Origin of the sequence: Nocardioides sp. S-1144 (genome assembly GCF_005954645.2) — a bacterium.
GTDB lineage: Bacteria > Actinomycetota > Actinomycetes > Propionibacteriales > Nocardioidaceae > Nocardioides > Nocardioides dongxiaopingii.
In genome coordinates this window covers 717,786-742,072 of sequence record NZ_CP040695.2, presented here as the reverse complement: position 1 = coordinate 742,072, position 24,287 = coordinate 717,786, and the positions used below count along the sequence as shown (strand labels likewise).

Here is a 24,287-nt window from a genome sequence, read left to right as displayed (position 1 = left end):
CCGGCGCGTTCACCGGGCCAGCTCCCGCAGCCGCAGCCGGTCGGCCTTGCCGTTGGCCAGCAGCGGGATCGCGTCGAGGACGACGACCTGGCGCGGCGCCCAGGCCCGGGGGTGGGCGGCGGCGACCCAGGCCCGGAGCGCGGTCGCGTCGACGTCGCGGGCGGCGTCCGCGAGGGCGACGAAGGCCACGAGCCGGTTGCCCCACTCCTCGTCGGGGACGCCGAGCACCTCGGCCGCGGCCACGCCCGGGTGGGCCCGCAGCCGGGCCGCCACCGCCGGGCCGGGCACGTTCACGCCGCCGCTGACGACGACGTCGTCCACGCGACCCAGCACCTCCAGCCGCCCGTCCGGGCCGAGCCGGCCGGCGTCGGCGGTGAGGAACCAGCCGTCGACGAGCGTCTGCGCGGTGAGGTCGGGGTCGCCGTCGTAGCGGTCGAAGAGGGTGGGCCCGCCCAGCCGGATCCGGCCGGAGACGTCGACGTCGACGGCCACGCCGTCGAGCGGGACGCCGTCGTAGACGCAGCCGCCCGCGGTCTCGGCCGCGCCGTAGGTCGCCACGACGCGGACGCCGGCCGCCGCGGCACCGGCCCGGAGCGCGGGGTCGACCGGTCCGCCGCCCAGGAGCACGGTGTGGGCGCGGGCGAGGGCTGAGCGGTCGGTGGGGTCGGCGTCCTCGAGGATGCGGTGCAGCTGCGTGGGCACCAGGCTGGTGAACCAGCCCTCGCCGTCCGGCCAGCGGGTGGGGTCGGTGAGCGGCTCGTGACCGGCGACCAGCGACCGGCACACCACCTGGAGGCCGGCGACGTAGCCGAGGGGCAGCCGGAGGGCCCACGGGCCGGTGCCGCCGAGCCGGTCGGCGCTGGCCGCGACCGAGGCGAGCACGGCTCGGCGCGACAGCACCACGCGCTTGGGGGTGCCGGAGGAGCCGGACGTCTCGACCACCAGCGGCTCCGGCTCGCCGGGGGCGGCGAGCCACGCGCGCAGCCGGGGGACGTCCATCCCCCGAATGTAGTGGCGCGACCACCGGGCCCTCGTCCGGGCCGCCGATCGGGCCGCCGATCCCCGCCCGGCCCCGTCCTGGTTGAATCCCTGGGTGGCGACGGCGGCTGAGTGGGTGCAGGGCGCTCGTCCGCGCACCCTGCCCGCCGCGGTGTCCCCGGTCCTGGCCGGCACCGGCGTCGCGTCGTACGACGGCGGCGCGGTGTGGTGGAAGGCGCTGCTGGCGCTCCTGGTCAGCCTGGCCCTCCAGGTCGCCGTCAACTACGCCAACGACTACTCCGACGGCATCCGCGGCACCGACGACGTCCGGGTCGGGCCGATGCGCCTGGTCGGCTCCGGGGTCGCGACGCCGGGTGCGGTGAAGCGGGCGGCGTTCCTGGCCTTCGGCGTCGCCGGCGCCGCCGGGCTGGTGCTCGCCGCGACGACGGCCTGGTGGCTGGTCGCCGTCGGGCTGGTGAGCGTGGTGGCCGCCTGGTACTACACCGGCGGCTCGACGCCGTACGGCTACCTCGGGCTCGGCGAGGTGATGGTCTTCGTCTTCTTCGGCCTCGTGGCCGTCGTCGGCACGACGTACGTGCAGACCGAGGCGTGGTCGTGGGCGGCGCTGGCCGCCGCCTGCGGGATCGGCGCGCTGGCCTGCGCGATCCTCGTCGTCAACAACCTGCGCGACATCCCGACCGACACCGACGCCGGCAAGCGGACCCTCGCCGTCCGGCTCGGCGACGCCGCCACCCGGCGCCTCTACGTCGGGCTCGTCGCGGCCGCGGCCGTGGCCGTCGTCGCGGTCGCCGCCCTCACCTCGTGGTGGGCGCTGCTCGGCCTCGGATTCCTCGCCGTGGCCGGCCGCGGCGTCCGGACCGTGCTCGGCGGTGCCACCGGACCGCGGCTGATCCCGGTGCTGCAGTCGACCGGCATCGGCGAGCTGGCGTGGGCCGCGCTCGTCGCCGTCCCGCTGCTGCTCACCTGAGCGGCGTAGGGTCTGGGCATGTTCTGGATCCTGCTGCTCGTGGTCGTCCTCGGCGTCGCCGCCTACCGGTTCCGCGTGCCGCTGCTCGCCAAGATCCTCGGCCAGCCGCAGAGCCGCATCGAGCGCCGCCTGGAGCAGCGCAAGCGCCGCTGAGCCGCGTCGTCCCCGACCCGCGCAGCGCGTCGGTTCAGTCGGGCACGTCCTCCTTGGCCGCCCGCTCCTCCATCTTCTCGCTGATCCGGCCGGCCCGCTGCTCCACGTGGCGGGCGAGGCGGTCGCGCGGCCCGCTGAGCACGAAGTAGGACCCGATGCCGCTGAGCACGAAGGCGATGAGGAAGGTCAGCCCGAGGGCCGCCTCGCCCGCGACCAGGAGCCAGGCGCCGGTGACGGCGGCCCAGGTCAGCAGGAACAGTCCGATCCGCAGCGCGGTGTAGACGACGAAGTCCTTCACCCCTCCAGGGTAGGCGGTCGGGCCACGCTCACCAGCATCGCTCTACGCTGGAGGTGTGCTCCGGTTCGTGTTCCTGCTCATCCTCTTCGCGGTGGCGATCTACCTGCTGGTCCGCGTGTTCCAGGAGCGCGGCATGCTGCCCGACCGGCCGGCGCGCCCGCGACGTCCCGGCCCGCGCAGGATCGTCGCGCCCGACGATGACGAGGACTTCCTCCGCGACCTCGACCGCAAGCGCCGCGAGCCCGAGGACCCCGAGACCACCTGACCGCTGACCCGTCAGTGATCAGCGACGGGTCACCCCAGGTGTGGCGCTGACCCGTCAGTGATCAGCGACGGGTCACCTCAGGTGTGGCTCTGACCCGTCAGTGATCAGCGACGGGTCGGCGTCGGGGAGGCGGACGACGGCGGTCTCGGCGCCGGCGTAGGAGTGCTGGGAGCTGGTCGAGAAGTAGTTGATCCCGATGAAGTTGAACCACAGGGTGGCCAGACCGACGCAGGCCAGGATGGCGGCGTTGCGGCCCTTCCAGCCGGCGGTGGCGCGTGCGTGGAGGTAGGCGGCGTAGACGACCCAGGTGATGAAGGCCCACACCTCCTTGGGGTCCCAGTTCCAGTAGCGCGACCAGGCCTCGTGCGCCCAGATCGGGCCGGTGATGAGGACCGCGAAGGTCCACACCGGGAACGCGAAGGCGTGGATCCGGTACGCCGTCCGGTCGAGGACGGCGAGCGAGGGGATCCGGGCCATCGGGCCGGACGTCGCCTCGCCCCGGCGCAGCTTGACCAGGTAGACGATCGACAGGATGCCGCCGATGGTGAACGCGCCGGTCGCGATGACCGCGGACACGACGTGGATCACCAGCCAGTAGGAGTTGAGCGCCTCGGTGAGCGGGGCGACCTCGTCGTGGAGCCAGATGACCGCGACCATCAGCGTGGCGGTCACGAACGTCAGCACGATCGGCGCCATCCACTGCAGCGAGTACTTGCGCATCAGCACGAGGTACATCAGGCCGACGACGAAGGTGCCGGAGACGGTGAACTCGTACATGTTGCCCCAGGGCACCCGGTTGGGGTCCGCGGCCATGCCGCGCCCCAGCAGGGCCACGAAGTGCCCGGCCACCGCCACGACGGTCAGCAGGACGCCGAGCCGGCCGAGGAACTCGGTGCGCTGCGACGACTCGCCACCGGTCTCGACCGCCACCAGGACGTCGCCCGCGGGCTCGGGCTCGCCCGCGGCCCCGGTGCGGGCAGCCCTGGGCTGGCGCAGCGACGCCCACTCGGCCAGGTGCACGAGGAGCGCCAGGAAGTAGACGACCCCCGCGGCCCCGATCGCCTGGTTGCTCAGGGTCTCCCACCCGGCGTTGGTCATGCCTTCTCCTCCTCGGCCCGACCCTGCAGGGCGGCCACGATCTCGTCGAGCACGTCGGTGAGGTCCGCGCCGCCGGAGCGGTCGAGCAGACCCACCTCGACCATGGTCGCACCCCTACGGTCAGACTCCTCACCCTCCCGGCGACGGGCCGTGACCCACACCCGGCGCGGGCGGATGAACAGCGAGCCGAGCAGGCCCAGCAGCGCCAGGACGACGCCCCCGAGCGCGACCTCCTTGCCGGGGCTCTGGCTGATCTGCACCCGCACCCACGGCTGGACGTCGTCGAAGCTGACCGACCCGAGACCGTCCGGCAGCTGCACGGTCTCGCCGAGCTGCAGGTCGAGGCGCAGCTGCGTGCCGTCGGCGTCGTCGACGGGCGTCGCGCCGGAGGTGTCGAGCACGTAGACCGACTGGGGCACGCCGTCGTCGAGGCCGAGGTCGCCGGTCCAGACGTTCATCGAGATCAGCGGGTTCGCCAGCGCCGGGAAGACGGTGACCGGGTTGCCGTCGATGAACTCGAACGAGGGGTAGAGCACGCCCTCGAGCCCGATCGCGCCCGGCCGGGCCGAGGGCGCCTTGACCACGCCGAACGACAGGAACGAGGGGTCCTGCGGCAGGAACACCGTGGGGCCCTGGTAGGCGACCTCGCCGTCGCCGTCGCGCACCGTGATCACCGGGGCGTAGCCGTGCCCGATGAGGAACACGTCGGTGTCGCCGATCGAGAGCGGGTGGTTGACCCGCAGGTCGTAGGTCTGCTCCGCGCCGTCGAGGCCCTCGCGGTAGGTGATCGGCGCCCGGAACTCGCGCGCGGTGCCGGCGGCTGAGCCCTCGGTGAGCCAGGTGATGTCGAAGTCGTCGACGGTGAAGGTGAACGGGTCGAAGTCGTCGGCGCCGAACAGGCTGCCCGGGTCGAGGTCGTCGTAGGAGGCCGGGGTGTTGGAGAACGTGCCGCCCTCGAGCCCCGAGGACGGGTTGCCGGCGAGCACGATGACGCCGCCCTGGTAGCCCCGCAGGCTGCCGACGGCGAAGCCGACGAGCACGACGATCACCGAGATGTGGAAGACCAGGTTGCCGAACTCGCGCAGGTAGCCCTTCTCGGCGCTCACGCCGGCCGGGCCGTCGTCCGCGACCCTGAGCCGGTAGCGCTTGCGCCGCAGCGCCGTGCGCGCCCGCTCGAGCACGACCTCGACGTCGTCGTCGGTCTCGTAGGCGGTGTGGTCGGGCAGCCGCGACAGGTTGCGCGGGACGGCGGGCGGCTGGGCGCGCAGCGCCCGGGCGTAGACGAGCGTGCGCGGGATGATGCAGCCCACCAGCGAGATCATCAGCAGCAGGTAGATCGCGGAGAACCACGCCGAGTCGTAGACCGAGAAGAGCCCGAGCCGCTCGTAGACCGGCGTCAGGTTCGGGTGCGCCTCCTTCCACTGCGAGACCTCGAGCGCGTCGACCCCGGACTGCGGGATCACCGAGCCCGGCACGGCGGCCAGCGCGAGGAGGAGCAGCAGCACCAGGGCGGTGCGCATCGACGTCAGCTGGCGCCAGGCCCAGCGGGCGAGCTCGCGGGCCCCCAATTCGCCGGGACGACGGGTGGGCAGGTCGGAGTGCTGGCGCAGGTCGGACATCAGACCGGCACCTGGAAGCCGCCGACGAGGCGCACCTGGACCCACTGCACGGCCCACTCCCACCAGCCGGTGAGGAACAGCACGCCGATCACCACCAGCATCGCGCCCCCGATCTGCATGACGGCGCGCTGGTGCTTGCGCACCCACGACAGGGCCCGCAGCGAGCGGGCGTAGAAGAGTCCGACGACGATGAACGGGATGCCGAGCCCCAGGGCGTAGGCCGCCGAGAGCACGCCCCCGCGGGCGGCCGTGGCGCCGTCGGTGCTGTAGGTCAGGGTGAGGATCACGCCGAACGTCGGGCCGATGCACGGCGCCCACCCGAAGGCGAAGAGCGCCCCCAGGAGGGGCGCGGCGCCGAGCCCGACGGCCGGCACCCGGTGGATGCGCCACTCGCGCTGCAGCCACGGGACGGCGCCCGCGAACACGAGGCCGAGCACGACCAGCACGATGCCCATGCCGATCCTGATCTGGTCCTCGTACTGGCGGACCGAGACGCCGATCCCGCCGAGCGCCGTCCCGATGAGCACGAAGACGACGGTGAACCCGAGCACGAAGAGCACCGAGCCGAGCAGCATCCGCCCGCGCCGGTTCGAGGCCTCGCCGGCGGCGAGGTCGGCGCCGGAGATCCCGGTGGCGTAGGAGAGGTAGCCCGGCAGCAGCGGGATCACGCACGGGCTGAAGAAGGAGACCAGCCCGGCGATCATCGCGACCGGGAGGGCCAGGGCGAGGGAACCGGCGGCGGCCTGGTCCTGGAACCAGTCACCCATCGGCGTTCGCGACGTCCTCGACGAGGTCCTCGAGCGTGGTCGCCGAGGTGACCGCCCCGGTGATGAGCGCGGCGACACGACCCTGCTCGTCGAGCACGTAGGTCGTCGGCGGGGACGTCGGCGCCCACCGGCCCAGCTGCAGCACGCCGGCCCCGGTGTCGGCGATCGTCGGGTACCCGATGCCGAACTCGCGCTCGAAGGAGCGGGCGTTCTCGAAGGAGTTCTCGCGGAAGCTGAGGCCGACGAAGGCGGCGTCGACCTCCTCTGAGGCGGTCTTCAGCACCGGCGCCTCCTCGCGGCACGGGTTGCACCACGAGCCCCACACGTTGAGGACGACGACCCGGCCGCGCAGGTCGGCGAGGTCGAGCTGCTCACCGCCGAGGGTCTCCCCCGCGATGTCGACGGTGTCGCCGCGGTCCTCCGGCGGGACCAGGGTGATCGCGCCGTCGCCGTAGACGAAGTTGGCGTCGCCGGTGCCGTCGAGCCCGCCGCTGCACCCGGCCACGAGGGCGAGGGTCGGCGTGAGGAGGGCCGCGGCGACGAACCGGCGAACACGCATCAGGGCCGCTTCTCCTCCGGCGCGTTGCCGGCCGAGAAGGGGGCGCCCTTGTCGCCGACGGGGATCAGGTCGCCCGCGGGCTCGCTGTAGGCGACCTGGGTGAGCCGGTCGCCGACGAAGTGCAGCGACGTCAGCGAGCACAGCGTGCACTGCCGGTTCTTGGGGTGGTGCAGGTAGGAGCGCTTCTCGGCGGCCAGCCGGGTGATCCAGATCGGCAGCTGGTGGGAGACCACGACGGCCTCGTGGCCGGCGGCCGCCTCGCGGGCGTCGCGGACCGCGGCCATCATCCGCGCCACGACCTGGTCGTAGGGCTCGCCCCACGACGGCTTGAAGGGGTTCCACAGGTGTCGCCAGGTGCTCGGGTTCTTCAGGGAGTTGCGGCCCTTGCCGAAGGTCATGCCCTCGAACTTGTTGGTCGACTCCAGCACCCGCTCGTCGAGCACCGGGGTCAGGCCGCGCGCCAGCGCCAGCGGCGCGGCCGTCTCCTGGGCCCGCTCCAGCGGGGAGGACACCAGGTGGACGATGTCGCGGTCCTTGATGGTGTCGGCCACCTTCTGGGCCATCCGGTTGCCGAGGTCGGAGAGGTGGAAGCCGTCCCGGCGGCCGTACAGGACGCCCTCGGGGTTGTGGACCTCCCCGTGGCGCAGGAGGTGGACGATGGTGTCGGGGGTGCTCACGCGTTCCTCATCTCTGGGGCGCTCACTTCTGGGTGCGGGCAGCGGCTCGGGCGGCGCCCGGGAGGGCGTCGAGGATGGTCTGGACGGCGGCGTCGTCGTGCGCCGAGGACAGGAACCACGCCTCGTAGGCCGACGGCGGCAGGTAGACCCCGGCGTCCAGCATGGCGTGGAACAAGGCGGCGTAGGCCGCGACGTCGGTGCGGGAGGCCTCGGTGAAGTCGCGCACCGGGCCCTCGCACAGGAAGACCGAGAACATCGTGCCGACCGACTGGATGGTGTGCGCGACGCCGGCCGCGGAGAGCGCCTCCGCGGTCGCGGCCTTGATCGTGTCGCCGGCGGCGGTGAGGCGGGCGTAGACCTCGTCGGTGGCCAGGCGGAGCGTCGCCAGCCCGGCGGTCGTGGCGACGGGGTTCCCCGAGAGGGTGCCGGCCTGGTAGACGGGCCCCTCGGGCGCGAGCATCGACATCACGTCGGCCCGGCCGCCGAACGCCGCCGCCGGGAACCCGCCGCCCATCACCTTGCCGAAGGTCATCAGGTCGGGCGCCCAGCCCTCGACGGCGCCGTCGAGACCCCACTGGCCCCGGCGGGAGGCGCGGAAGCCGGTCATCACCTCGTCGCTGACGAACAGTGCGCCGTGCCGGGTGCAGGTCTCGGAGAGGAACTGGTTGAACCCCGGCTCGGGCGGGACGACGCCCATGTTGCCGGGGGCGGCCTCGGTGATCACGCAGGCGATCCGGTCGCCGTGCTCGGCGAAGGCGGCGGTGACCGCGGCGCGGTCGTTGTAGGGCAGGACGAGGGTCAGCTCGGTGGAGGACACCGGCACGCCGGGGGTGCCCGGCACCGCGAAGGTGATGAGGCCTGAGCCCGCCGAGGCCAGCAGCGCGTCGACGTGGCCGTGGTAGCAGCCGGCGAACTTCACCACGACCTCGCGGCCGGTGAAGCCGCGGGCCAGCCGGATCGCCGACATCGTCGCCTCGGTGCCGGAGGAGACGAAGCGGACCCGCTCGACCGGCGTCCGGGCGAGGATCTCCTCGCCGAGCTCGACCTCGGGCTCGGTCGGCGCGCCGTAGGAGGTGCCGCGGGCGACCGCGGCCAGCACGGCCTCCTGCACCTCGGGGTGGGCGTGCCCGACGAGCATCGGTCCCCAGGAGCAGACGAGGTCGACGTAGGTGTTGCCGTCGACGTCGGTGAGCCGGGGGCCGGCCGCGGAGCGGATGAAGCGCGGGGTGCCGCCGACCGCGTTGAACGCCCGGACCGGTGAGGACACGCCGCCGGGGATCACCGCCCGCGCCCGGTCGAACATCGCGCGCGAGGCGGCGTCGACGAGGGCGTCGGGGGCGCCGGGCGCGGTGTCGTCCGGGGTGCTGGTGGAGGTCACCCCGCCATTGTCGCCGAGGGTGGGTAGGAGACCACGATCGGGACCCCGCCCCGCCTCGGGGTTGCCGCGACATGGTGTCCGTGATCACATGGGGCCCGGCTCCACGCCACCCGCGCGTAACCCGACACCGTCCGGCTCGTTGTGGTTTGCGTCACGGTCACCTGGGGTACAGGGAGCACCGCGCTCAGGCCCGGCACAGGAGAAGAACAATGCCCGTCTCACGGTTCGGCACTCTGCAGAAGGCGTCAGCGATCGTGCCGCTGGCCCTGTTGTCCGTCGCGTGGACGGCGAGCCTGACCACCACCGGGTCCGCGTCGGGTCGCGCCGCGGCGGCTGACTCCGGGGGCCTGCTCCCCGACGGGTCCCGCGTCCCCGCCCAGGCGATCGAGGCCCCGGCCTCGGTCTCGGCACCCGACAAGACCTCCGGCTCGGTCGGCGGCGTCGAGGGCAACGCCCGTGAGATCGTCGCGGGCTCCTCGACCAGCGGCATCCCGGCCCAGGCGCTCGCGGCCTACCAGCGCGCCGAGACCGTCATCAACGCCGCCGACAAGTCCTGCAACCTGTCGTGGCAGCTGGTCGCGGCGATCGGCCGGGTCGAGTCCGACCACGGCCGCTTCGGTGGCAGCGAGCTCGACGCCCGGGGGGTCGCCTCCCCCGCCATCCGGGGCATCGCCCTCGACGGCCGCAACGACACTGCGGTCATCCGCGACACCGACGCCGGCCAGTACGACGACGACCCCACCTTCGACCGCGCCGTCGGACCGATGCAGTTCATCCCCTCCACGTGGGCCGTGGTCGGGGTCGACGCCGACAACGACGGCGTCCGCGACCCGCAGGACATCGACGACGCCGCCCTGGCGACCGCGGTCTACCTCTGCTCCGGCAAGGACGACCTCGCCACGCTCGCCGGCCAGCGCGCCAGCGTCTTCCGCTACAACCACTCCGAGGCCTACGTCGACCTGGTCCTGTCCATCATGGACGCCTACCTCGACGGCGACTTCACCTCCGTCCCGGAGGGCACCTCGGCGGCCGGCAACGCCGACCCCACCCCGCTCCCCGGTCGCAACGACGGCGACGACGGGCGGGGCGACCGGGACCGCGACCGCGGCGGGCCCCGCGACCAGCCGGTCCCGAGCGCCGAGCAGGTGCCCGGACCCGACCCGACCGGCACCACCGACCCCGACGACGGCGGGTCCGACAACGGCTCCGGCGACGGGGGCGGCTCCGGTGACGGCGACGGCTCCACCGGCGGTGGCGGCGGCGGGGACGGTGCGGGTGACGGCGGCTCCGGCGGTTCGGGCGGCACCGGTGGTGGTGGTTCGGGCGGTGGCGGTCCCGACCTCCCCGACGTCCCGCAGGTCATCCCCACCGAACTGCCCACCACCGGCGTCGAGCCGCTCGACGACCTCCTGACGCTGACGCAGGCTGCACTCAGGTGCACCGCCGAGGGCTTCATCAACAACCTGTTGAGGAACGACGATCCTTTCGACCAGTGCGTGAAGAGATACACGACCTGACCTAGCGGGTTCGGGTCCTCAACAGCCGGGCCGCCTCGCTCGCCCAGTAGGTGAGCACGATGTCGGCGCCGGCGCGCCGGATCGAGACCAGCGTCTCCAGGATCGCGGCCTCGCGGTCGATCCACCCGTGCGCGGCGGCGGCCTCGACCATCGAGTACTCGCCGGAGATGTTGTACGCCGCCACCGGCACGTCGACGGCGTCGCGGACCCGACGCAGCACGTCGAGGTAGGCCAGGGCGGGCTTGACCATGACGATGTCGGCGCCCTCGGCGATGTCGAGCAGGGCCTCGCGGACGCCCTCGCGCCCGTTGGCGGGGTCCTGCTGGTAGGTCCGGCGGTCGCCCCGCAGCGAGGAGTCGACGGCCTCGCGGAACGGACCGAAGAAGGCGGAGGCGTACTTCGCCGAGTAGGCCAGGACGGCGACGTCGGTGTGACCGGCGCCGTCGAGGGCGTCGCGCACCACCGCGACCTGGCCGTCCATCATCCCGCTGGGGCCGACCAGGTCGACGCCGGCCGCGGCCTGGGCCCGCGCCATCTCGGCGTACACCTCGAGGGTGGCGTCGTTGTCGACGCGGCCGTCGGCGGTCAGCACCCCGCAGTGGCCGTGGTCGGTGAACTCGTCGAGGCACAGGTCGGCCATCACCGGCAGCGCGTCGCCGACCTCGGCGACGACGTCGACGATCGCCCGGTTGAGGACGCCGTCGGGGTCGACCGCGCCGGAGCCCACGGCGTCCTTGTGCTCGGGGATGCCGAACAGCATGATCCCGGCGAGCCCGAGGTCGGCGGCCTCCGCGGCCGCGCGCCGCAGGCTGTCGGTCGAGTGCTGCACGACGCCCGGCATCGAGGAGATCGGTCGCGGCTCGGTGAGCCCCTCGCGCACGAACACCGGCAGCACCAGCTGGCGCGCCTCCAACGAGGTCTCCGCCACCGCCCGGCGCAGCGCCGGCGTGGTCCGCAGGCGGCGCGGGCGGATCGTGGGGCGGCGGACGTGGGGTGCGGCGTCGGTCATGACTGGATCCTGTTCCCTCGGGCTGTTCGCGGTCACACCGGCCGTCCGGGCGGACTGGGCGGCCTGTCCCTGAACCTGGGGGCCGGGATCCCGGCCCCCAAGTTCAGACTTCCCCGGTCGACCGGGGAAACCCCGCCCCGCCAACCTCACGCCTTGGCGCGGCTCGAGCGTCGCGCGGACGGCTTCCGGTCGGACGGCTTGGTGACCGGCTCGCCGGCCTCCACCATGGCCGAGCGGCGGGCGCCACCGAAGTCGGCGAGGGCGCGGACCAGCTCGTCGACGTCCGGCTTGGGGGCCAGCACGTCGACGCGGAGGCCGTGCTCCTCGGCGGTCTTGGCCGTCGCGGGCCCGATGACGGCGATGACGGTCGAGGGGTGCGGCTTGCCGGCGATGCCGACGAGGTTGCGCACGGTCGAGGACGAGGTGAAGACGACCGCGTCGAAGCGACCGGACTTGATCGCGTCGCGCACCGGCGCCGGCGGCGGGGTGGCCCGCACGGTGCGGTAGGCGGTGACGTCGTCGCACTCCCAGCCGAGGTCGACCAGGCCGGCCACGAGGGTCTCGGTGGCGATGTCGGCACGGGGCAGGAAGACCCGGTTGATGGGGTCGAGCACCTCGTCGTACTCGGGCCAGTCGGCGAGCAGGCCGGCGGCCGACTGCTCCCCCGAGGGGACCAGGTCGGCGCGCAGGCCCCAGGCGGCGATCGCGGCGGCGGTCTTGTCGCCGACGGCGGCGATCTTGAGGCCCGAGAAGGCACGGGCGTCGAGGCCGTACTCCTCGAACTTCTCGCGGACCGCGCGCACGGCGTTGACCGAGGTGAAGGCGATCCACTCGTAGCGGCCCTCGACGAGGCCGCGCACGGCCTTGTCCATCTGCAGCGGGTTGCGCGGCGGCTCGACCGAGATCGTCGGGACCTCCTCGGGCACGGCGCCGTAGCCGCGCAGGCCGGTGGAGAGCGAGGCGGCCTGGTCCTTGGTGCGGGGCACCAGCACGCGCCAGCCGAAGAGCGGCTTGGTCTCGAACCACGACAGCGTCTCGCGCAGGTCGACGACGTCACCGACGACGGTGATCGCCGGCGGCGACATCCGGGCGGCGCGGGCGTCGGCCGCGATGTGCTCCAGCGTGGAGGCGACGGTCTGCTGCTCGGTGGTGGTGCCGACGCGGGTCATCGCGACGGGGGTCTGCGGCGACCGGCCGGCGGCGACGAGCGCCTTGGCGACGTCGGCGATCTGGCCGACGGCCGAGAGCAGCACGAGGGTGCGGTTGTCGCCGTAGCGGCTCCAGTCGACCTTGTCGCCACAGGTGACGACCGCGAGCTCGCGGTGGTCCTTGGTGGTGAGCGGGATGCCGGCGTAGGCCGGGACCGCGGAGACCGAGGAGACGCCGGGGACGACCTCGAAGCCGATGCCGGCCTTGGCACAGGCCTGGGCCTCCTCCGGTCCGGAGGCGTACAGGAACGGCTCGCCGGACAGCAGCCGGACGACCCGCAGGCCGCGCTTGGCCTGCTTGACGACGACCTTGGCGCGGTTGGCGTGGGTGAGGGGCTGGCCGTCCTCGCCGAAGCCGCCGTCGACCAGCTCGGGCCCGACGGGCCCGACCGGCTCCACCGCGGCGGGGTCGTCGACGTCGGCCGGCTCGACCGGCGTCGGCAGGCCGAGGAGCGTGCGGACGAGCCCGGCGTGCTCGGGCGTCTCGGTGACGACGACGTCGGCCTGACGGATCAGGTCGACGGCGCGGACCGTCAGCAGGTCGGGATCACCGGGGCCGCTGCCGACGAACGACACCCACGAGCGGGCGATCAGGTCGGCAACGGAGGGGGACTTGGCTCGCGTCATGGGTTCTGCACCTCTGCAACTGGGTTTTCCTGGGACGACGGCGGCCGCTGCGCCGCAGCCCCGCCGTCCGCTGTGGCTGGTCTCGCAGCTGATGGATTCAGCTGTCCTGCTCCGTCGGCGAGCATCTCGCTCGCCAGCCGGTTTCCGACGCCCGCGGCGTCGGCCGGGTCACCCGATGCGGACTTCCGCACCGAGAGCGACCCGTCGGGTGAGAGCGCCACGGCCCTCACCCAGAGCTCATCTCCGTCGTCGCCCTCGACGACCAGGGCCAGCGCCCCGATGGGCGCCGAGCAGCCGCCCTCGAGGGTGGCCAGCAGCGCCCGCTCGGCCTCGACCGCCGCCCGGGAGGCCGGGTCGTCGAGTCGGGCCAGCTCCAGCGCCAGGGGGTCGCCGTCGCGGCACTCGACCGCGAGCGCACCCTGGCCGGGGGCGGGAAGCATCTGCAAGGGGTCCAGCACCTCCGTGACGTCGGCGAGCCGCTCGATCCGGGCCAGACCGGCGCGGGCCAGGACGACGCCGTCGAGCTCGCCGTCGAGCACCTTGCCGATCCTGGTGTCGACGTTCCCACGGACGCCGACGACGTCCAAACCGAGACCGAGGGCGTGCAGCTGCGCGGCGCGGCGCGGCGAACCGGTGCCGACCCGGCTGCCGGCCGGGAGCTCGCCGAGGGTCAGCCCGTCGCGGGCCACGACGGCGTCGCGCGGGTCCTCGCGGACCGGGATCGCGGCCAGCGCGATGCCCGGGGCCGGCTGGGTGGGGAGGTCCTTGAGGGAGTGGACGGCGACGTCGACCCGGCCGTCGACCAGGGCCTCGCGCAGCGCCCCGACGAAGACGCCGGTGACCGAGGAGCCGACCAGCGGGGTGCCGCTGGCCTGGCTGCGGTCGCCCTCGGTGGTGATCTCGACCAGCTCGACCTCGTGGCCGAGCCGCTCGCGGATCAGGTCGGCGACGTGGCCGGCCTGGGTGGTGGCCAGGAGGCTGCGGCGGGTGCCCACGCGCACCGGGCTGGCGGCGGTCACGGCGTGCCCCCCGTCGCGTCGGCGTCCCCGCGGCGCTGCTCGTCGGAGGAGCGGGTCGCGGGAGCCGAGGAGGGGCGCCCCGTGGCGGTGACGTCGGGCCGGGTGACGGCCACGACGGCCTCGGGGTCGAGCGCGAACAGCTCGGCGAGGGCGCGCTCGTAGGACACCGCACCCTGCTCGTTGGCCAGCTCGCGGACCCGGACGGTCGGCTCGTGCAGCAGCTTGTCGGCGACGCGGCGCACCGTGTGGCGGATCTCGGCGCGCGAGGCGTCGTCGAGCCGGGGCAGGCGCGCCTCGAGCCGGCTCATCTCGGCGTCGACGACCGCGGTGGCCATCGAGCGGAGCGCGACGACGGTCGGGGTGACGCTGGACTGGCGCCGGGCGGTGAGGAAGGCGTCGACCTCCTCGCCGACGACGCGGCGGACCTCGACGACCTCGCGGCCGGCGTCGCTGTCGGCGAGCGACTCGGCCAGCTCGGCCAGCCCGATGAGCGACACCCCGTCGAGGTCGGCGACGCTCGGCTCGACGTCGTGGGGCAGCGCCAGGTCGATGACGGCCAGCGGGGCGGAGTCGGCGTCGCGCACCCGGTCGACCATGTCGCGGGTGACGAGGATGCCGGTGGCGCCGGTGCAGGTGATGACGACGTCGGCGCCGGCCAGCGCGGCGGGCAGGTCGGCCAGGGCGACCGGGACGGCGGCGTGCTCGAGGGCCAGGCGCTGGGCCCGGTCGGCGGAGCGGTTGACGACGCTGACGCGGGCGGCGCCGAGGCGGCTCACGGTGGCGGTGGCGAGACCGGCCATCGCGCCGGCGCCGACGACGACGACCGCGCGGCCCGCGACGGGGCCGACGGCGAGCTCGGCGCGGTCGAGCGCGGCGCTGACCAACGACGGGGCGACGCGGTCGATGCCGGTCTCGGCGCGGGTGCGCTTGCCGACGCGCAGGGCCTGCTGGAAGAGCGAGTTGAGGGCGGGCCCGACGGTGCCGAGCTCCTGGCCCAGCCGCAGCGCGGCCCGGGTCTGGCCCAGGATCTGGCCCTCGCCGACGGCCATCGAGTCGAGGCCGGCCGCCACCTGGAACAGGTGGGCCACCGCGCCGTCGTCGTAGTGGACGTAGAGGTGCTGGAGCATCGCCTCGGCGGTCTCGCCGGCGCGCTCGACGAGCAGCCGGGAGAGCGACTCGACGCTGCCGTGGAAGCGGTCGACGTCGGCGTAGACCTCGACCCGGTTGCAGGTGGAGACGACCGTGGCCTCGGTGACGTGGGCGCAGGAGGCGACGTCGGTGACGAGCTTGTGGACGCCGTCGGCGTCGAGCGCGACCCGCTCGAGGACCGACACCGGCGCGCTGTTGTGGGAGATGCCGACGACCAGGATGCTCACAGGACACTCCTCATGACAGCTGGGCCTTCCGCTGCTCGTGGTAGGCGAGAATCTGCAGCTCGATCGACAGGTCGACCTTGCGGACGTCGACGCCGTCGGGCACCGAGATCACCGACGGGGCGAAGTTCAGGATGCTGGTGATGCCGCAGGCGACCATCCGGTCGGCGACGTCCTGCGCGGCGGCGGCCGGCGCGGCGATCACGCCGATCGCGACGCCGTGGGTGGTGACGATCTCCTCGAGGTCGTCGAAGGCTCGGACGTCGACCCCGGCGACGACCTCGCCGTGGCGGGTGTCGTCGGCGTCGAGCAGGGCCACGACCCGGAAGCCGCGGCTGCGGAAGCCCGAGTAGTTGGCCAGCGCGTGGCCGAGGTTGCCGATCCCGACGATCACCACCGGCCAGTCCTGGGTGACGCCGATCTCGCGCGCGATCTGGTAGCGCAGGTAGTCGACGTCGTAGCCGACGCCGCGGGTGCCGTAGCTGCCGAGGTAGGAGAGGTCCTTGCGGAGCTTGGCGGAGTTGACGCCCGCGGCCGTCGCGAGCTCCTCGCTGGAGCAGGTGCGGGTATCGGCCTCGGCGAGGGTGTTGAGGGCTCGCAGGTAGACGGGCAGGCGGGCGACGGTCGCCTCCGGGATGTCCCGGACGCTCTCGCCCAACGTTCTGCTGGGTGTCCGTGCGGTCACTGCTCTTCTCTCCAGCCGACACCCGGGGAGGGACCTCTGAGAGGGGGTCGACGCGTTCACTGTAAGAGTTTGTGAACGGGGGCACAAAACGAGCGGGGCGGACTCCTAGCACAGGTGAGAAGGCGCACACCGAGAGGGGGTGGACAGCCGCCGCGGCGGCCGTCGCCTCACCGCAGCGCGGCGCGCAGCCGGGCCTCGTCGACCCGCCAGAAGTCGTGCTGGCGGCCGTCGACGAAGGTCACCGGGACCTCGTCGCTGAAGCGGCGCTGGAGCTCGGGGTCGCCGTCGACCAGGACGACGTCGTAGCCCTCCCCCAGGTCGGCGCAGACGCGCGCCACGACCTCCTCGGCGACCTCGCACAGGTGGCAGCCGGTGCGGGAGTACAGGGTGACGCGGGCCGCTCGGCTCGTCGGGTCCACGGCGGCGCCTAGTCGATCAGGCCGGCGGCACGCCGGCGCTCGTAGCCGCGCAGGCGGCCCTTCTGGACCTTGCCGGTCACCCCGACCGGCAGCTCGTCGACGACCTCGATCCGGCTGGGCACCTTGAACCGGGCCAGGCCGCTCTCGCACGCCGCCCGGACGGCGCTCTCGACGGCGCCGCGGTCGGCGGCCGCGGTGCCGCGGGCCACGACGTAGGCGACGACCGCCTCGCCGGTGACGTCGTCGGCGACGCCGATGACGGCGACCTCGGTGACGCCCTCGACGGCCGAGACGACCCGCTCGACCTCGACCGGGTAGACGTTGAACCCGGACACGATCACGAGCTCCTTGACGCGGTCGACCAGGAACACGTCGCCGTGCGGGTCGACGAAGGCGACGTCGCCGGTGGACCACCAGCCGTCGGCGTCGGGCCCGTCGGCGCCGTCGGGCCAGTAGCCGCTGAACAGGTTGGCGCCGCGGAGCCGGATCTCGCCGGGGTCCTCGCCCTCGACCGGGCGGCCGTCCTCGTCGACCAGGCGCAGCTCGATGCCGCCGAGCGGGGCGCCGACCGACCCGGCCGGCGGGTGCTCGGAGACGAGGGTGCTGGTGACGACGGGCGCGGCCTCGGTGAGGCCGTAGCCCTGGTGCACCGCGATGCCGGTGCGGTCGACGAACTCCGCGACCACCTCGGGGGCGACCGGTGCCGAGCCCGACAGCACGAGCCGGACCGGGCCGAGCCGACCGGCCAGGTCGACGTCCTTCCAGTGGGCGAAGACCGGCGGCGCGACCGGCACGACGCTGCACGCCTCGTCGTCGATGAGGTCGAGGGTGCCCTGGGGGTCGAAGCGCTCGGCCAGCACGAGCTTGGCTCGCTGGCGCAGCACCGAGCCCAGGACGGCGTTCAGCCCGTAGACGTGGAAGAGCGGCAGCACGCCCAGCACGACGTCGTCGCCGTGGATCATCGGCGGGTCGACGGCGGCGACCTGGTCGATGTTGGCGCCCAGCGCGCGGTGGCTGAGCATCGCACCGCGCGGCAGGCCGGTCGTGCCGCTGGTGTAGAGCAGGGCCGCGATCCGCTCGGGGTCGAGCAGCGGCAGCGCCGGGCGGGCCTCGGTGGCGCGCAGGTCGTCGTAGGCCGTCTCGCCGGCCTCGGGCGCGGCGCCGACGACCACCACACGGGGTCGGACCAGCCGCGCGCGGACCTCCGCCGGGACGTCGCCGTCGAGCGGGGTGGTCCGCCCGGCCAGCGCGTCGTCGAGCATCGCGACGGCCGCCCGCACCGTGGCGGCGGTGTCGGCGTCCGCGACGAGCACCCGCGCGCCGCAGTCGGCGACGACCCGGGCGACCTCGCGGGCCGTCGAGCCCGGGTTGAGCGGGACCGCGACCGCCTGCGCGCGCAGGACGCCGAGGTAGGTCGTGACGAACTCGAGCCGGTTGCCGGTCATCACGACGATCCGGTAGCCGGCCAGGACGCCGGCGGCGGCCAGGCCGGTCGCGACCCGGCCCACCTCGTCGTCGAGCGCGGACCAGGTCAGGCTGCGTCCGCCGGCCTCCACGATCGCCAGCTTCTCGGGGTTCTCACCCGCCGCGACGGAGACCAGCGCTGCCGGGCCCGCGTGCGTGCTGGCGGTCGGAGCGGGGATCGGCATGCGAGGCAGTGTAGGCATGAACGACGTGCCTTGACGGGGCATCGCGGGGCGTCCCTGGATCTACAGTGGGCCCATGCCTCCCTCGGACAAGCAGCGCCGGCCGCCGAACCTGCGGCAGCGCTCCACGATGGCCGGCGAGGCGGCAGCGGCGTCCGCCGAGGTGGAGACCGCCCTCGACCACCCCGTCGACCCCACGGCGGCGGCGTTCTTCGACGTCGACAACACCGTCATGCAGGGCGCCAGCATCTTCCACCTCGCCCGCGGGCTGCACCGGCGCGAGTTCTTCACCACCCGCGACATCCTCTCCGCGGCCTGGAAGCAGGCCTACTTCCGCGTGGTCGGCGTCGAGGACCCCGACCACATCGCGGAGACCCGCAACTCCGCCCTCAGCTTCATCGCCGGGCACACCGTCACCGAGCTCGAGGAGCTGAGCGAGGAGATCTTCGACGAGGCGATGGCGCACCGGATCTGGCCCGGCACCCGCGCCCTGGCCCAGCTGCACCTCGACCAGGGCCAGCGGGTCTGGCTGGTGACGGCGGCCCCCATCGAGATCGCCCGGATCATCGCCCGCCGCCTGGGGCTCACCGGCGCGATGGGCACCGTCGCCGAGCACGTCGACGGCGTCTACACCGGGCGGCTGGTCGGCGACATGCTGCACGGACCGGGCAAGGCCGAGGCGATCAAGGCCCTCGCGGTCCGGGAGGGCCTCGACCTGACCCGGTGCTCGGCCTACTCCGACTCGGCCAACGACCTGCCGATGCTCGGCCTGGTCGGCAACCCGGTCGCCATCAACCCCGACTCCCGGCTGCGCGCCCACGCCAAGGAGCAGGGCTGGCGGGTCCGCGACTACCGCACCGGGCGCAAGGCCGCCCGCGCCGGCCTGGCGGTCGGGGTCGCGGCGGGCACGGTGACGGGCACGGTCGCCGCCGGGGTGGCCCTGCGGAAGCGGCGCTGACCGGTTACCAGCCGGTAGCAACGCCTGTTCACCGCCCCGAACCTGATCTACCATCACCGCAGGGCTCGGGGAGGGTCCGGTACGGAGGGCGCACGAGATGCCTTTGGAGGGGCGGGATGTCGCGCACGGCCTGGAGGCCCTGCGCCGGGTCGTCGCGCGCCTGCTGCCCGCCCCGGACGCCGCCCTGGTGCCGCTGGGTCCCCCCGACCGCGCCGGCGTCCTGCTGTCGGAGGCGCTCGTCCCGGCCGGCGGCCCCGGCGCCGGCGGCTTCGGTGACGCCGACCGGGCGACGTCCTCGGAGGACTCCGAGGCCGACCGCACCCGCCTGATCGCCCTGGTCGAGCTCGCCCGCACCGGCGACGCCGACGCGTTCGGCCAGCTCTTCGACCACTACCAGCCCTCGGTCTACCGCTTCCTCTTCTACCGGACCCGCTCGGTGCCGCTGGCCGAGGACCTCACCTCGGAGACGTTCCTGCGCGCGCTGCGCAACATGACGAGCTTCCGGTGGCAGGGCAAGGACTTCGGCGCGTGGCTGATGACCATCGCCCGCAACCTCGCCCACGACCACCACAAGGCCGGTCGAACCCGTCTCGAGCTGAGCACCGAGGACATGGGCGCCCACGACGACGCCGGCGAGGACAGCCCCGAGGACCAGGTGCTCACGGGGCTGACCAACGAGCTGCTCCTCGAGGCCCTCACGAAGCTGCCCGACGAGCAGCGCGACTGCCTGGTGATGCGGTTCCTCCAGGGCATGAGCATCGCCGAGACCGCGACGGTGCTCGGCAAGAGCGACGGGGCGGTCAAGCAGCTCCAGCTGCGCGGGGTGCGCAACCTGGCCAAGCTGATGCCCGAGGGGATGAGGGACTGATGCGCCGGCCGACCCGAAGCGCTCCCACCCCGTCCGTAACCTCGCGCGTCCGGTCGTCGTTGTGCTCCTCGACGGGCCAGGTCGGCCCCCTGGAACGAGCAGGACGGATGCGATGAACCCCGTGTTCACGTCCCGGAGACGGGCCGAGGAGTTCCACTCCTCGGTCGAGGATCCCTCGAGCGGCGCGCTCGACGACGCTCCGTACGCCGACCTGCTCGCGGCGGTCGCGCTGCTGCGCTCGGTCCCCGCGCCCGTGGCCCGGCCCGAGTTCGTCGAGGACCTCCGCGCCCGGCTGATGGTCGCCGCCGAGACCGCGCTGGTCGCCGACACCCACGACCGGCTCGCGCTGCGCCGGGCTCCGGCCGCCGACCGCCGGACCCGCTCCGAGCGCCGGCTCGCCGTCGCCGTCGGCGGCTTCGCCATGATCGCGGCGTCCGGCTCGATGGCGGTGGCCGCCCAGTCCGCCCTCCCCGGCGACACGCTCTACCCGCTCAAGCGGGCGATCGAGAACGTCCACGAGAGCCTGGTCCGCGACGCCGACGCCAAGGGCGCCACCATGCTCGACAACGCCACCGACCGGCTCGACGAGGTCGGCGCCCTCAGCCGCGAGCAGCGCGACCCCGCCGTGATCACCGAGACCCTCGAGGAGTTCACCCGGCAGGCCGACCAGGCCTCCCAGGTGCTGCTCGACGACTACGCCGCGACCGGCGACGAGGCCGCCGTCGAGGAGCTGCGCGGGTTCACCACGACCAGCATGGCAACCCTCGAGGAGCTCCAGGGCACCGTGCCCCCCGACGCCCAGGGAGCGCTGTCGGCCGCCGCGGCGGCGATCGCCGAGCTCGACCGGCTCGCCGTGCAGGTCTGCCCGTCGTGCGGGGTCCTGCCGCTCGTCGAGGACACCGTCCAGGCGGTCGGCGCCCTCTCGCCGATCTTCGAGGAGCTCCTCGCCGACCCGGTCGGGACGATCCTCCCCGGCCTGACCACCCCGCCCCGCGACCCCGACGGCGACCAGCAGCCCGGCCAGCAGGGGCAACAGGGCCAGGGCCAGCCGGGCCAGCAGGGCGGGGCCGTGGATCCCGCCGCGCCCGGACCCGGCCCGGGCCCCGGCACCCCCGCTCCGACGCAGCAGCCCGCCGTCCCCGTCCCCGGCGCGTCGTCGACGCCCACGGTCCCCGGGTCCGGCGGCGGCGGTGGCCCCCGCGGCCCGCTCACGCCGCTCACCGACCCCCTCGACGACCTCATCGAGGGTCTCGTCGGCGGGTCCGGCGGCAGCTCCGGCGGGGGCTCGGGTGGCTCCGGGTCCGGTGGCACCAGCGGTGGTGGCGCGGGCGGCGGCACCGGTACCGGGTCGGGCGACGGCCTGGTCGGCGACCTGCTCACCGGCACCGCCGACGCGCTCGACGGGCTGCTCGGCGGCGGCCAGCCCTGACGCCGCCGGCGTCGCCGGCCGACCGGGTCAGCGGGGTCAGCGGGGTCAGCGGAAGACGGACTGGCGCTGCATCAGCAGCGAGTAGAGCGTCTGCTGGATGGTCTCGCGCACCTGGTCGGTGACGTCGAAGACGAGCATCGGGTCCTCGGCGGCCCCCGCGTCGTACTCGTCGGTGCGGATGGGCTCGCCGAACTCGAGGAGCCACTTCGACGGCAGCGGGATCAGCCCGAGCGGTCCGAGCAGCGGGAAGAACGGCGTGACCGGGATGTAGGGCACGCCGATCAGGCGGGCCAGCGCGGGGATGTTGCCGACGAGCGGGTAGATCTCCTCCGCCCCGACGACGGCGAGGGGGACGATCGGGACGCCGGTGCGCAGCGCCGCCGAGACGAAGCCGCCGCGCCCGAAGCGCTGCAGCTTGTAGCGCTCGGAGTAGTTCTTGCCGATGCCCTTGAAGCCCTCGGGCCACACGCCGACGAGCTCGCCGCCGCGCAGCATCCGCTCGGCGTCCTCCTGGCAGGCCAGGGTGGCGCCGCTGCGGCGGGCCATGCTGGAGACGACGGGCATCTTGAAGACCAGGTCGGCCCCGAGCGGGCGCAGGTGGCGGCCCGTGCGGTCGTGGATCGAGACCATCGTCATCAGCCCGTCGACCGGGACGGTGCCGGAGTGGTTGGACACCACCAGTGCGCCGCCCTCGGCCGGGATGTTGTCGATGCCGCGCACCTCGATGCGGAACCACTGCTCGGCGATCGGCCGCAGCACCGCCATGAGGAAGCGCTCGGTGACCTCGGCGTCAAAGCCGTACTCGTCGACGACGTAGTCGCCGGTGATCCGCCGGCGCAGGAAGGCCAGGAGCTGCGCGAGCCGCGGCTCCCACGACTCGCCGAAGACCTCGGCCGCGGCCTGCTGGAACGCCGAGAGCCAGGCGGAGGTGGGGATGCCCCGCAGCGGGTGTCGCTCGCGGGTCGTCGCGGCCGGCCGGGCGGTGGTCCCCCCGGGGGTCTCGGCGGCCGTGACCGGCCCGACCGGCCCGACCGACTCGACCGGCTCGACCGGCTCGACGGGGTCGCGGGCGGGCGGCTCGGCGTCGTGGACGTCGTCGGCCGGCGGGGTGGTCTGCCGGCCCGCCGCGGGACGGGGCTTGGGGGCCAGGTTGCGGGCCGCCGACGACGGCTGCTTGCCGGTGCCGCGGCCGGGTCGGCCACGGGTGCCGATCGGGATGATCTCGGCGTCACCCACGAGGACCACCCCTCCCGGCGTCGACGGGGTCCGGCGCGCTGGGCAGCCGGGCCGCGAGCCCGCATAGGGCGCGGTCGAGGTGCCCGCCGGTCGGCGTCAGGCCGGCGGCGAAGTCGGCGAACGCCTCGGCGGTGGTGTGACGCGGCTCGAAGCCGAGCACCTCGCGCATCTGCGTGGTGTCGACGCCGCGACCGTAGGTGAGGAACGCCTGCTGCTCGGGCGAGAAGTCGGCGAGCCGGGCCGAGCGCAGCGCCGACCCGAGGCTCCCGACGGCGAAGGCCGGCATGGGGACGGCGGGGCGCTGCAGGCGGCGCACGGCCTGCGACAGCATCAGGACGCCGCTGCCGGCGACGTTGAACGTGCCGGGGACCGGCGTGCTCACACAGTGCTGGAGCACCGCGCGCAGGTCGTCCTCGTGCAGCAGCTGCATCCGGGCGTCGTAGCCGAGCACGGTCGGGATGACCGGGAGCCGGAAGTACGACGTGAGCGGGCTGACGACGTGCGGCCCGATGACGTTCGCGCAGCGCAGCATCGTGACGCGGCAGTCGCTGCGCCGGCGCGCGAAGCCGCGCACGTAGCCCTCGATCTCGGCGACGTCCTTGGCGTAGCCCGCGCGCGGGGCGCGCCGGGGCTCCATGTCCTCGGTGAACATCGCCGGGTCGCGGTTGCTCGCGCCGTAGACCGTCGTCGTCGACTTCACGACGAGGTCGCGCACGCTCGGCGCCTTCTGGCACGCAGCGAGCAGCTGCATCGTGCCGATGACGTTGAGCTCCTTCATCGTGTTGCGGCCCCCGGCGCTGCCGGGGGTCGCGATCACGCTCATGTGGACGACGGTGTCGACGTCCTCCTTGGCGATGACCTTCGCGATGACGGGGTTGCGGATGTCCGCGCGCACGAACGACACGTCGCCGACGTCCCCGCGGGGCGGGACGACGTCGACGCCGATGACCCGGCGGACCGAGGGATGCTCGGCCAGGGCCCGCGCACACCGGCGGCCGAGGTCACGAGAGACCCCGGTGACGAGGACGACCTTGTCGCCGCCGGCCATGGACGCGCGCCCGTCCGGGTGCTCGGCCTACTTGCCGAGCTTGCGGCGCTGGACGCGCGTCTTCTTGAGAAGCTTGCGGTGCTTCTTCTTCGCCATGCGCTTGCGCCGCTTCTTGATGACAGAACCCACGAAACAACCTCTTCTGATCGAGCACACCAGGAAACCCGGGTGAGAGCGCCAACCCTAACGGGCACCGCGTGAGGGCGCGGAATCGGTCCGCACCCCCGCCGCGACGGCCGGCTCGATCAACCCGCGTTGTAGAAGCTCTTGCGGAGGTACTCGTCGACGTCCTCCTCGGACACACGGAACGAGCGACCCACGCGGACCGCGGGCAGCTCACCGCCGTGGACGAGTCGGTAGACGGTCATCTTCGAGACCCGCATCAGGGATGCGACCTCGGCAATGGTCAGGAACTTCGGGTCGGAGAGTCCTCCGGTCGAGTTCGACACCTGGCACCAGCTTTCT

General features: G+C 73.9%; 26 protein-coding genes. 7 read left to right on the top strand and 19 right to left on the bottom strand.

What is annotated here, in order from left to right; genetic code table 11:
* Nucleotides 1–9: 9 nt before the first annotated feature.
* Nucleotides 10–999, bottom strand: a complete 990-nt coding sequence (locus FE634_RS03495) for an AMP-binding protein (RefSeq protein ID WP_138875094.1) — start codon at nt 997–999, stop codon at nt 10–12.
* A gap of 94 nt (nt 1,000–1,093) precedes the next feature.
* Here FE634_RS03495 and FE634_RS03490 point away from each other — a divergent pair, with 94 nt between their 5' ends.
* Both FE634_RS03490 and FE634_RS21545 read left to right on the top strand, forming a co-directional pair.
* On the top strand, nt 1,094–1,966 hold the full coding sequence (locus FE634_RS03490; protein ID WP_138875093.1) for a 1,4-dihydroxy-2-naphthoate polyprenyltransferase: 873 nt from the start codon (nt 1,094–1,096) through the stop codon (nt 1,964–1,966).
* A gap of 18 nt (nt 1,967–1,984) precedes the next feature.
* Complete coding sequence (locus tag FE634_RS21545) at nt 1,985–2,119, top strand: hypothetical protein (RefSeq protein WP_262347567.1); 135 nt, start codon at nt 1,985–1,987, stop codon at nt 2,117–2,119.
* A 34-nt stretch (nt 2,120–2,153) separates the two neighbouring features.
* Here FE634_RS21545 and FE634_RS03485 read toward each other — a convergent pair whose 3' ends face one another.
* Nucleotides 2,154–2,417 (bottom strand): DUF4229 domain-containing protein, encoded by a 264-nt coding sequence (locus tag FE634_RS03485; RefSeq protein ID WP_137292323.1) that lies wholly within the window; start codon nt 2,415–2,417, stop codon nt 2,154–2,156.
* Nucleotides 2,418–2,472: 55 nt separating this feature from the next.
* On the opposite strand from FE634_RS03485, the gene FE634_RS03480 reads away from it, so the two are divergent.
* Nucleotides 2,473–2,682: a hypothetical protein gene (locus FE634_RS03480; RefSeq protein WP_212721422.1), complete on the top strand. Its 210-nt coding sequence runs from the start codon at nt 2,473–2,475 to the stop codon at nt 2,680–2,682.
* 72 nt (nt 2,683–2,754) lie between these two features.
* Here FE634_RS03480 and ccsB read toward each other — a convergent pair whose 3' ends face one another.
* Genes ccsB through hemL form a run of 6 tightly spaced genes read right to left on the bottom strand, consistent with a single transcriptional unit; the run spans nt 2,755 to nt 8,705 of the window.
* Nucleotides 2,755–3,780: a c-type cytochrome biogenesis protein CcsB gene (gene ccsB, locus FE634_RS03475; RefSeq protein WP_148240354.1), complete on the bottom strand. Its 1,026-nt coding sequence runs from the start codon at nt 3,778–3,780 to the stop codon at nt 2,755–2,757.
* Complete coding sequence (gene resB, locus FE634_RS03470) at nt 3,777–5,399, bottom strand: cytochrome c biogenesis protein ResB (protein ID WP_148240353.1); 1,623 nt, start codon at nt 5,397–5,399, stop codon at nt 3,777–3,779. Before resB ends, ccsB begins: the two co-directional genes overlap by 4 nt.
* Nucleotides 5,399–6,166: a cytochrome c biogenesis CcdA family protein gene (locus FE634_RS03465; RefSeq protein WP_137292320.1), complete on the bottom strand. Its 768-nt coding sequence runs from the start codon at nt 6,164–6,166 to the stop codon at nt 5,399–5,401. The genes resB and FE634_RS03465 overlap by 1 nt, the downstream gene beginning before the upstream one ends.
* Entirely contained in the window at nt 6,159–6,725 is a 567-nt protein-coding gene (locus tag FE634_RS03460; RefSeq protein ID WP_138875089.1) for a TlpA family protein disulfide reductase, read from the bottom strand. The genes FE634_RS03465 and FE634_RS03460 overlap by 8 nt, the downstream gene beginning before the upstream one ends.
* On the bottom strand, nt 6,725–7,402 hold the full coding sequence (locus FE634_RS03455; protein WP_137292318.1) for a histidine phosphatase family protein: 678 nt from the start codon (nt 7,400–7,402) through the stop codon (nt 6,725–6,727). Before FE634_RS03455 ends, FE634_RS03460 begins: the two co-directional genes overlap by 1 nt.
* Before the next feature lie 22 nt (nt 7,403–7,424).
* The gene (gene hemL, locus FE634_RS03450) at nt 7,425–8,705 is read right to left on the bottom strand and encodes a glutamate-1-semialdehyde 2,1-aminomutase (protein WP_138877043.1); all 1,281 of its coding nucleotides are present in this window, start codon (nt 8,703–8,705) and stop codon (nt 7,425–7,427) included.
* A gap of 284 nt (nt 8,706–8,989) precedes the next feature.
* Here hemL and FE634_RS21540 point away from each other — a divergent pair, with 284 nt between their 5' ends.
* On the top strand, nt 8,990–10,297 hold the full coding sequence (locus FE634_RS21540; RefSeq protein WP_262347566.1) for a lytic transglycosylase domain-containing protein: 1,308 nt from the start codon (nt 8,990–8,992) through the stop codon (nt 10,295–10,297).
* 1 nt (nt 10,298) lies between these two features.
* Here the strand turns inward: FE634_RS21540 and hemB are convergent, their stop codons facing one another.
* The 7 genes from hemB to FE634_RS03405 form a co-directional block, all read right to left on the bottom strand.
* Complete coding sequence (gene hemB / locus FE634_RS03435) at nt 10,299–11,306, bottom strand: porphobilinogen synthase (protein WP_138875087.1); 1,008 nt, start codon at nt 11,304–11,306, stop codon at nt 10,299–10,301.
* A gap of 146 nt (nt 11,307–11,452) precedes the next feature.
* Nucleotides 11,453–13,141 carry a bifunctional uroporphyrinogen-III C-methyltransferase/uroporphyrinogen-III synthase gene (locus FE634_RS03430; protein ID WP_137292316.1) on the bottom strand — a complete coding sequence of 563 codons (1,689 nt, stop codon included), beginning with the start codon at nt 13,139–13,141 and terminating at the stop codon, nt 11,453–11,455.
* Entirely contained in the window at nt 13,138–14,160 is a 1,023-nt protein-coding gene (hemC, locus tag FE634_RS03425) for a hydroxymethylbilane synthase (protein ID WP_170981442.1), read from the bottom strand. The genes FE634_RS03430 and hemC overlap by 4 nt, the downstream gene beginning before the upstream one ends.
* Nucleotides 14,157–15,536 (bottom strand): glutamyl-tRNA reductase, encoded by a 1,380-nt coding sequence (locus tag FE634_RS03420; protein ID WP_137292315.1) that lies wholly within the window; start codon nt 15,534–15,536, stop codon nt 14,157–14,159. The genes hemC and FE634_RS03420 overlap by 4 nt, the downstream gene beginning before the upstream one ends.
* A gap of 10 nt (nt 15,537–15,546) precedes the next feature.
* Complete coding sequence (locus tag FE634_RS03415; RefSeq protein ID WP_170981460.1) at nt 15,547–16,233, bottom strand: redox-sensing transcriptional repressor Rex; 687 nt, start codon at nt 16,231–16,233, stop codon at nt 15,547–15,549.
* A 152-nt stretch (nt 16,234–16,385) separates the two neighbouring features.
* Nucleotides 16,386–16,637 (bottom strand): glutaredoxin family protein, encoded by a 252-nt coding sequence (locus FE634_RS03410; RefSeq protein WP_138875086.1) that lies wholly within the window; start codon nt 16,635–16,637, stop codon nt 16,386–16,388.
* A gap of 8 nt (nt 16,638–16,645) precedes the next feature.
* The gene (locus FE634_RS03405) at nt 16,646–18,286 is read right to left on the bottom strand and encodes a class I adenylate-forming enzyme family protein (RefSeq protein ID WP_187366812.1); all 1,641 of its coding nucleotides are present in this window, start codon (nt 18,284–18,286) and stop codon (nt 16,646–16,648) included.
* A 73-nt stretch (nt 18,287–18,359) separates the two neighbouring features.
* On the opposite strand from FE634_RS03405, the gene FE634_RS03400 reads away from it, so the two are divergent.
* The 3 genes from FE634_RS03400 (at nt 18,360) to FE634_RS03390 (ending at nt 21,538) form a co-directional block, all read left to right on the top strand.
* Nucleotides 18,360–19,241 (top strand): HAD family hydrolase, encoded by an 882-nt coding sequence (locus FE634_RS03400; RefSeq protein WP_137292311.1) that lies wholly within the window; start codon nt 18,360–18,362, stop codon nt 19,239–19,241.
* 97 nt (nt 19,242–19,338) lie between these two features.
* Nucleotides 19,339–20,109, top strand: coding sequence for a sigma-70 family RNA polymerase sigma factor (locus FE634_RS03395; RefSeq protein WP_138875084.1), 771 nt, complete (start codon nt 19,339–19,341; stop codon nt 20,107–20,109).
* 112 nt (nt 20,110–20,221) lie between these two features.
* On the top strand, nt 20,222–21,538 hold the full coding sequence (locus tag FE634_RS03390) for a DUF5667 domain-containing protein (RefSeq protein WP_138875083.1): 1,317 nt from the start codon (nt 20,222–20,224) through the stop codon (nt 21,536–21,538).
* Nucleotides 21,539–21,583: 45 nt separating this feature from the next.
* Here the strand turns inward: FE634_RS03390 and FE634_RS03385 are convergent, their stop codons facing one another.
* From FE634_RS03385 to FE634_RS03370, 4 genes are all read right to left on the bottom strand, one after another.
* Nucleotides 21,584–22,774, bottom strand: coding sequence for a lysophospholipid acyltransferase family protein (locus FE634_RS03385; RefSeq protein WP_137292308.1), 1,191 nt, complete (start codon nt 22,772–22,774; stop codon nt 21,584–21,586).
* Nucleotides 22,767–23,822 carry an NAD-dependent epimerase/dehydratase family protein gene (locus FE634_RS03380; protein WP_137292307.1) on the bottom strand — a complete coding sequence of 352 codons (1,056 nt, stop codon included), beginning with the start codon at nt 23,820–23,822 and terminating at the stop codon, nt 22,767–22,769. Before FE634_RS03380 ends, FE634_RS03385 begins: the two co-directional genes overlap by 8 nt.
* Before the next feature lie 27 nt (nt 23,823–23,849).
* A complete protein-coding gene (locus FE634_RS03375; protein ID WP_008356322.1) occupies nt 23,850–23,951 on the bottom strand; it encodes a 30S ribosomal protein bS22 in 102 nt (33 codons plus the stop codon).
* A gap of 116 nt (nt 23,952–24,067) precedes the next feature.
* Nucleotides 24,068–24,271 carry a helix-turn-helix domain-containing protein gene (locus tag FE634_RS03370; protein WP_137292306.1) on the bottom strand — a complete coding sequence of 68 codons (204 nt, stop codon included), beginning with the start codon at nt 24,269–24,271 and terminating at the stop codon, nt 24,068–24,070.
* Nucleotides 24,272–24,287: the final 16 nt, after the last annotated feature.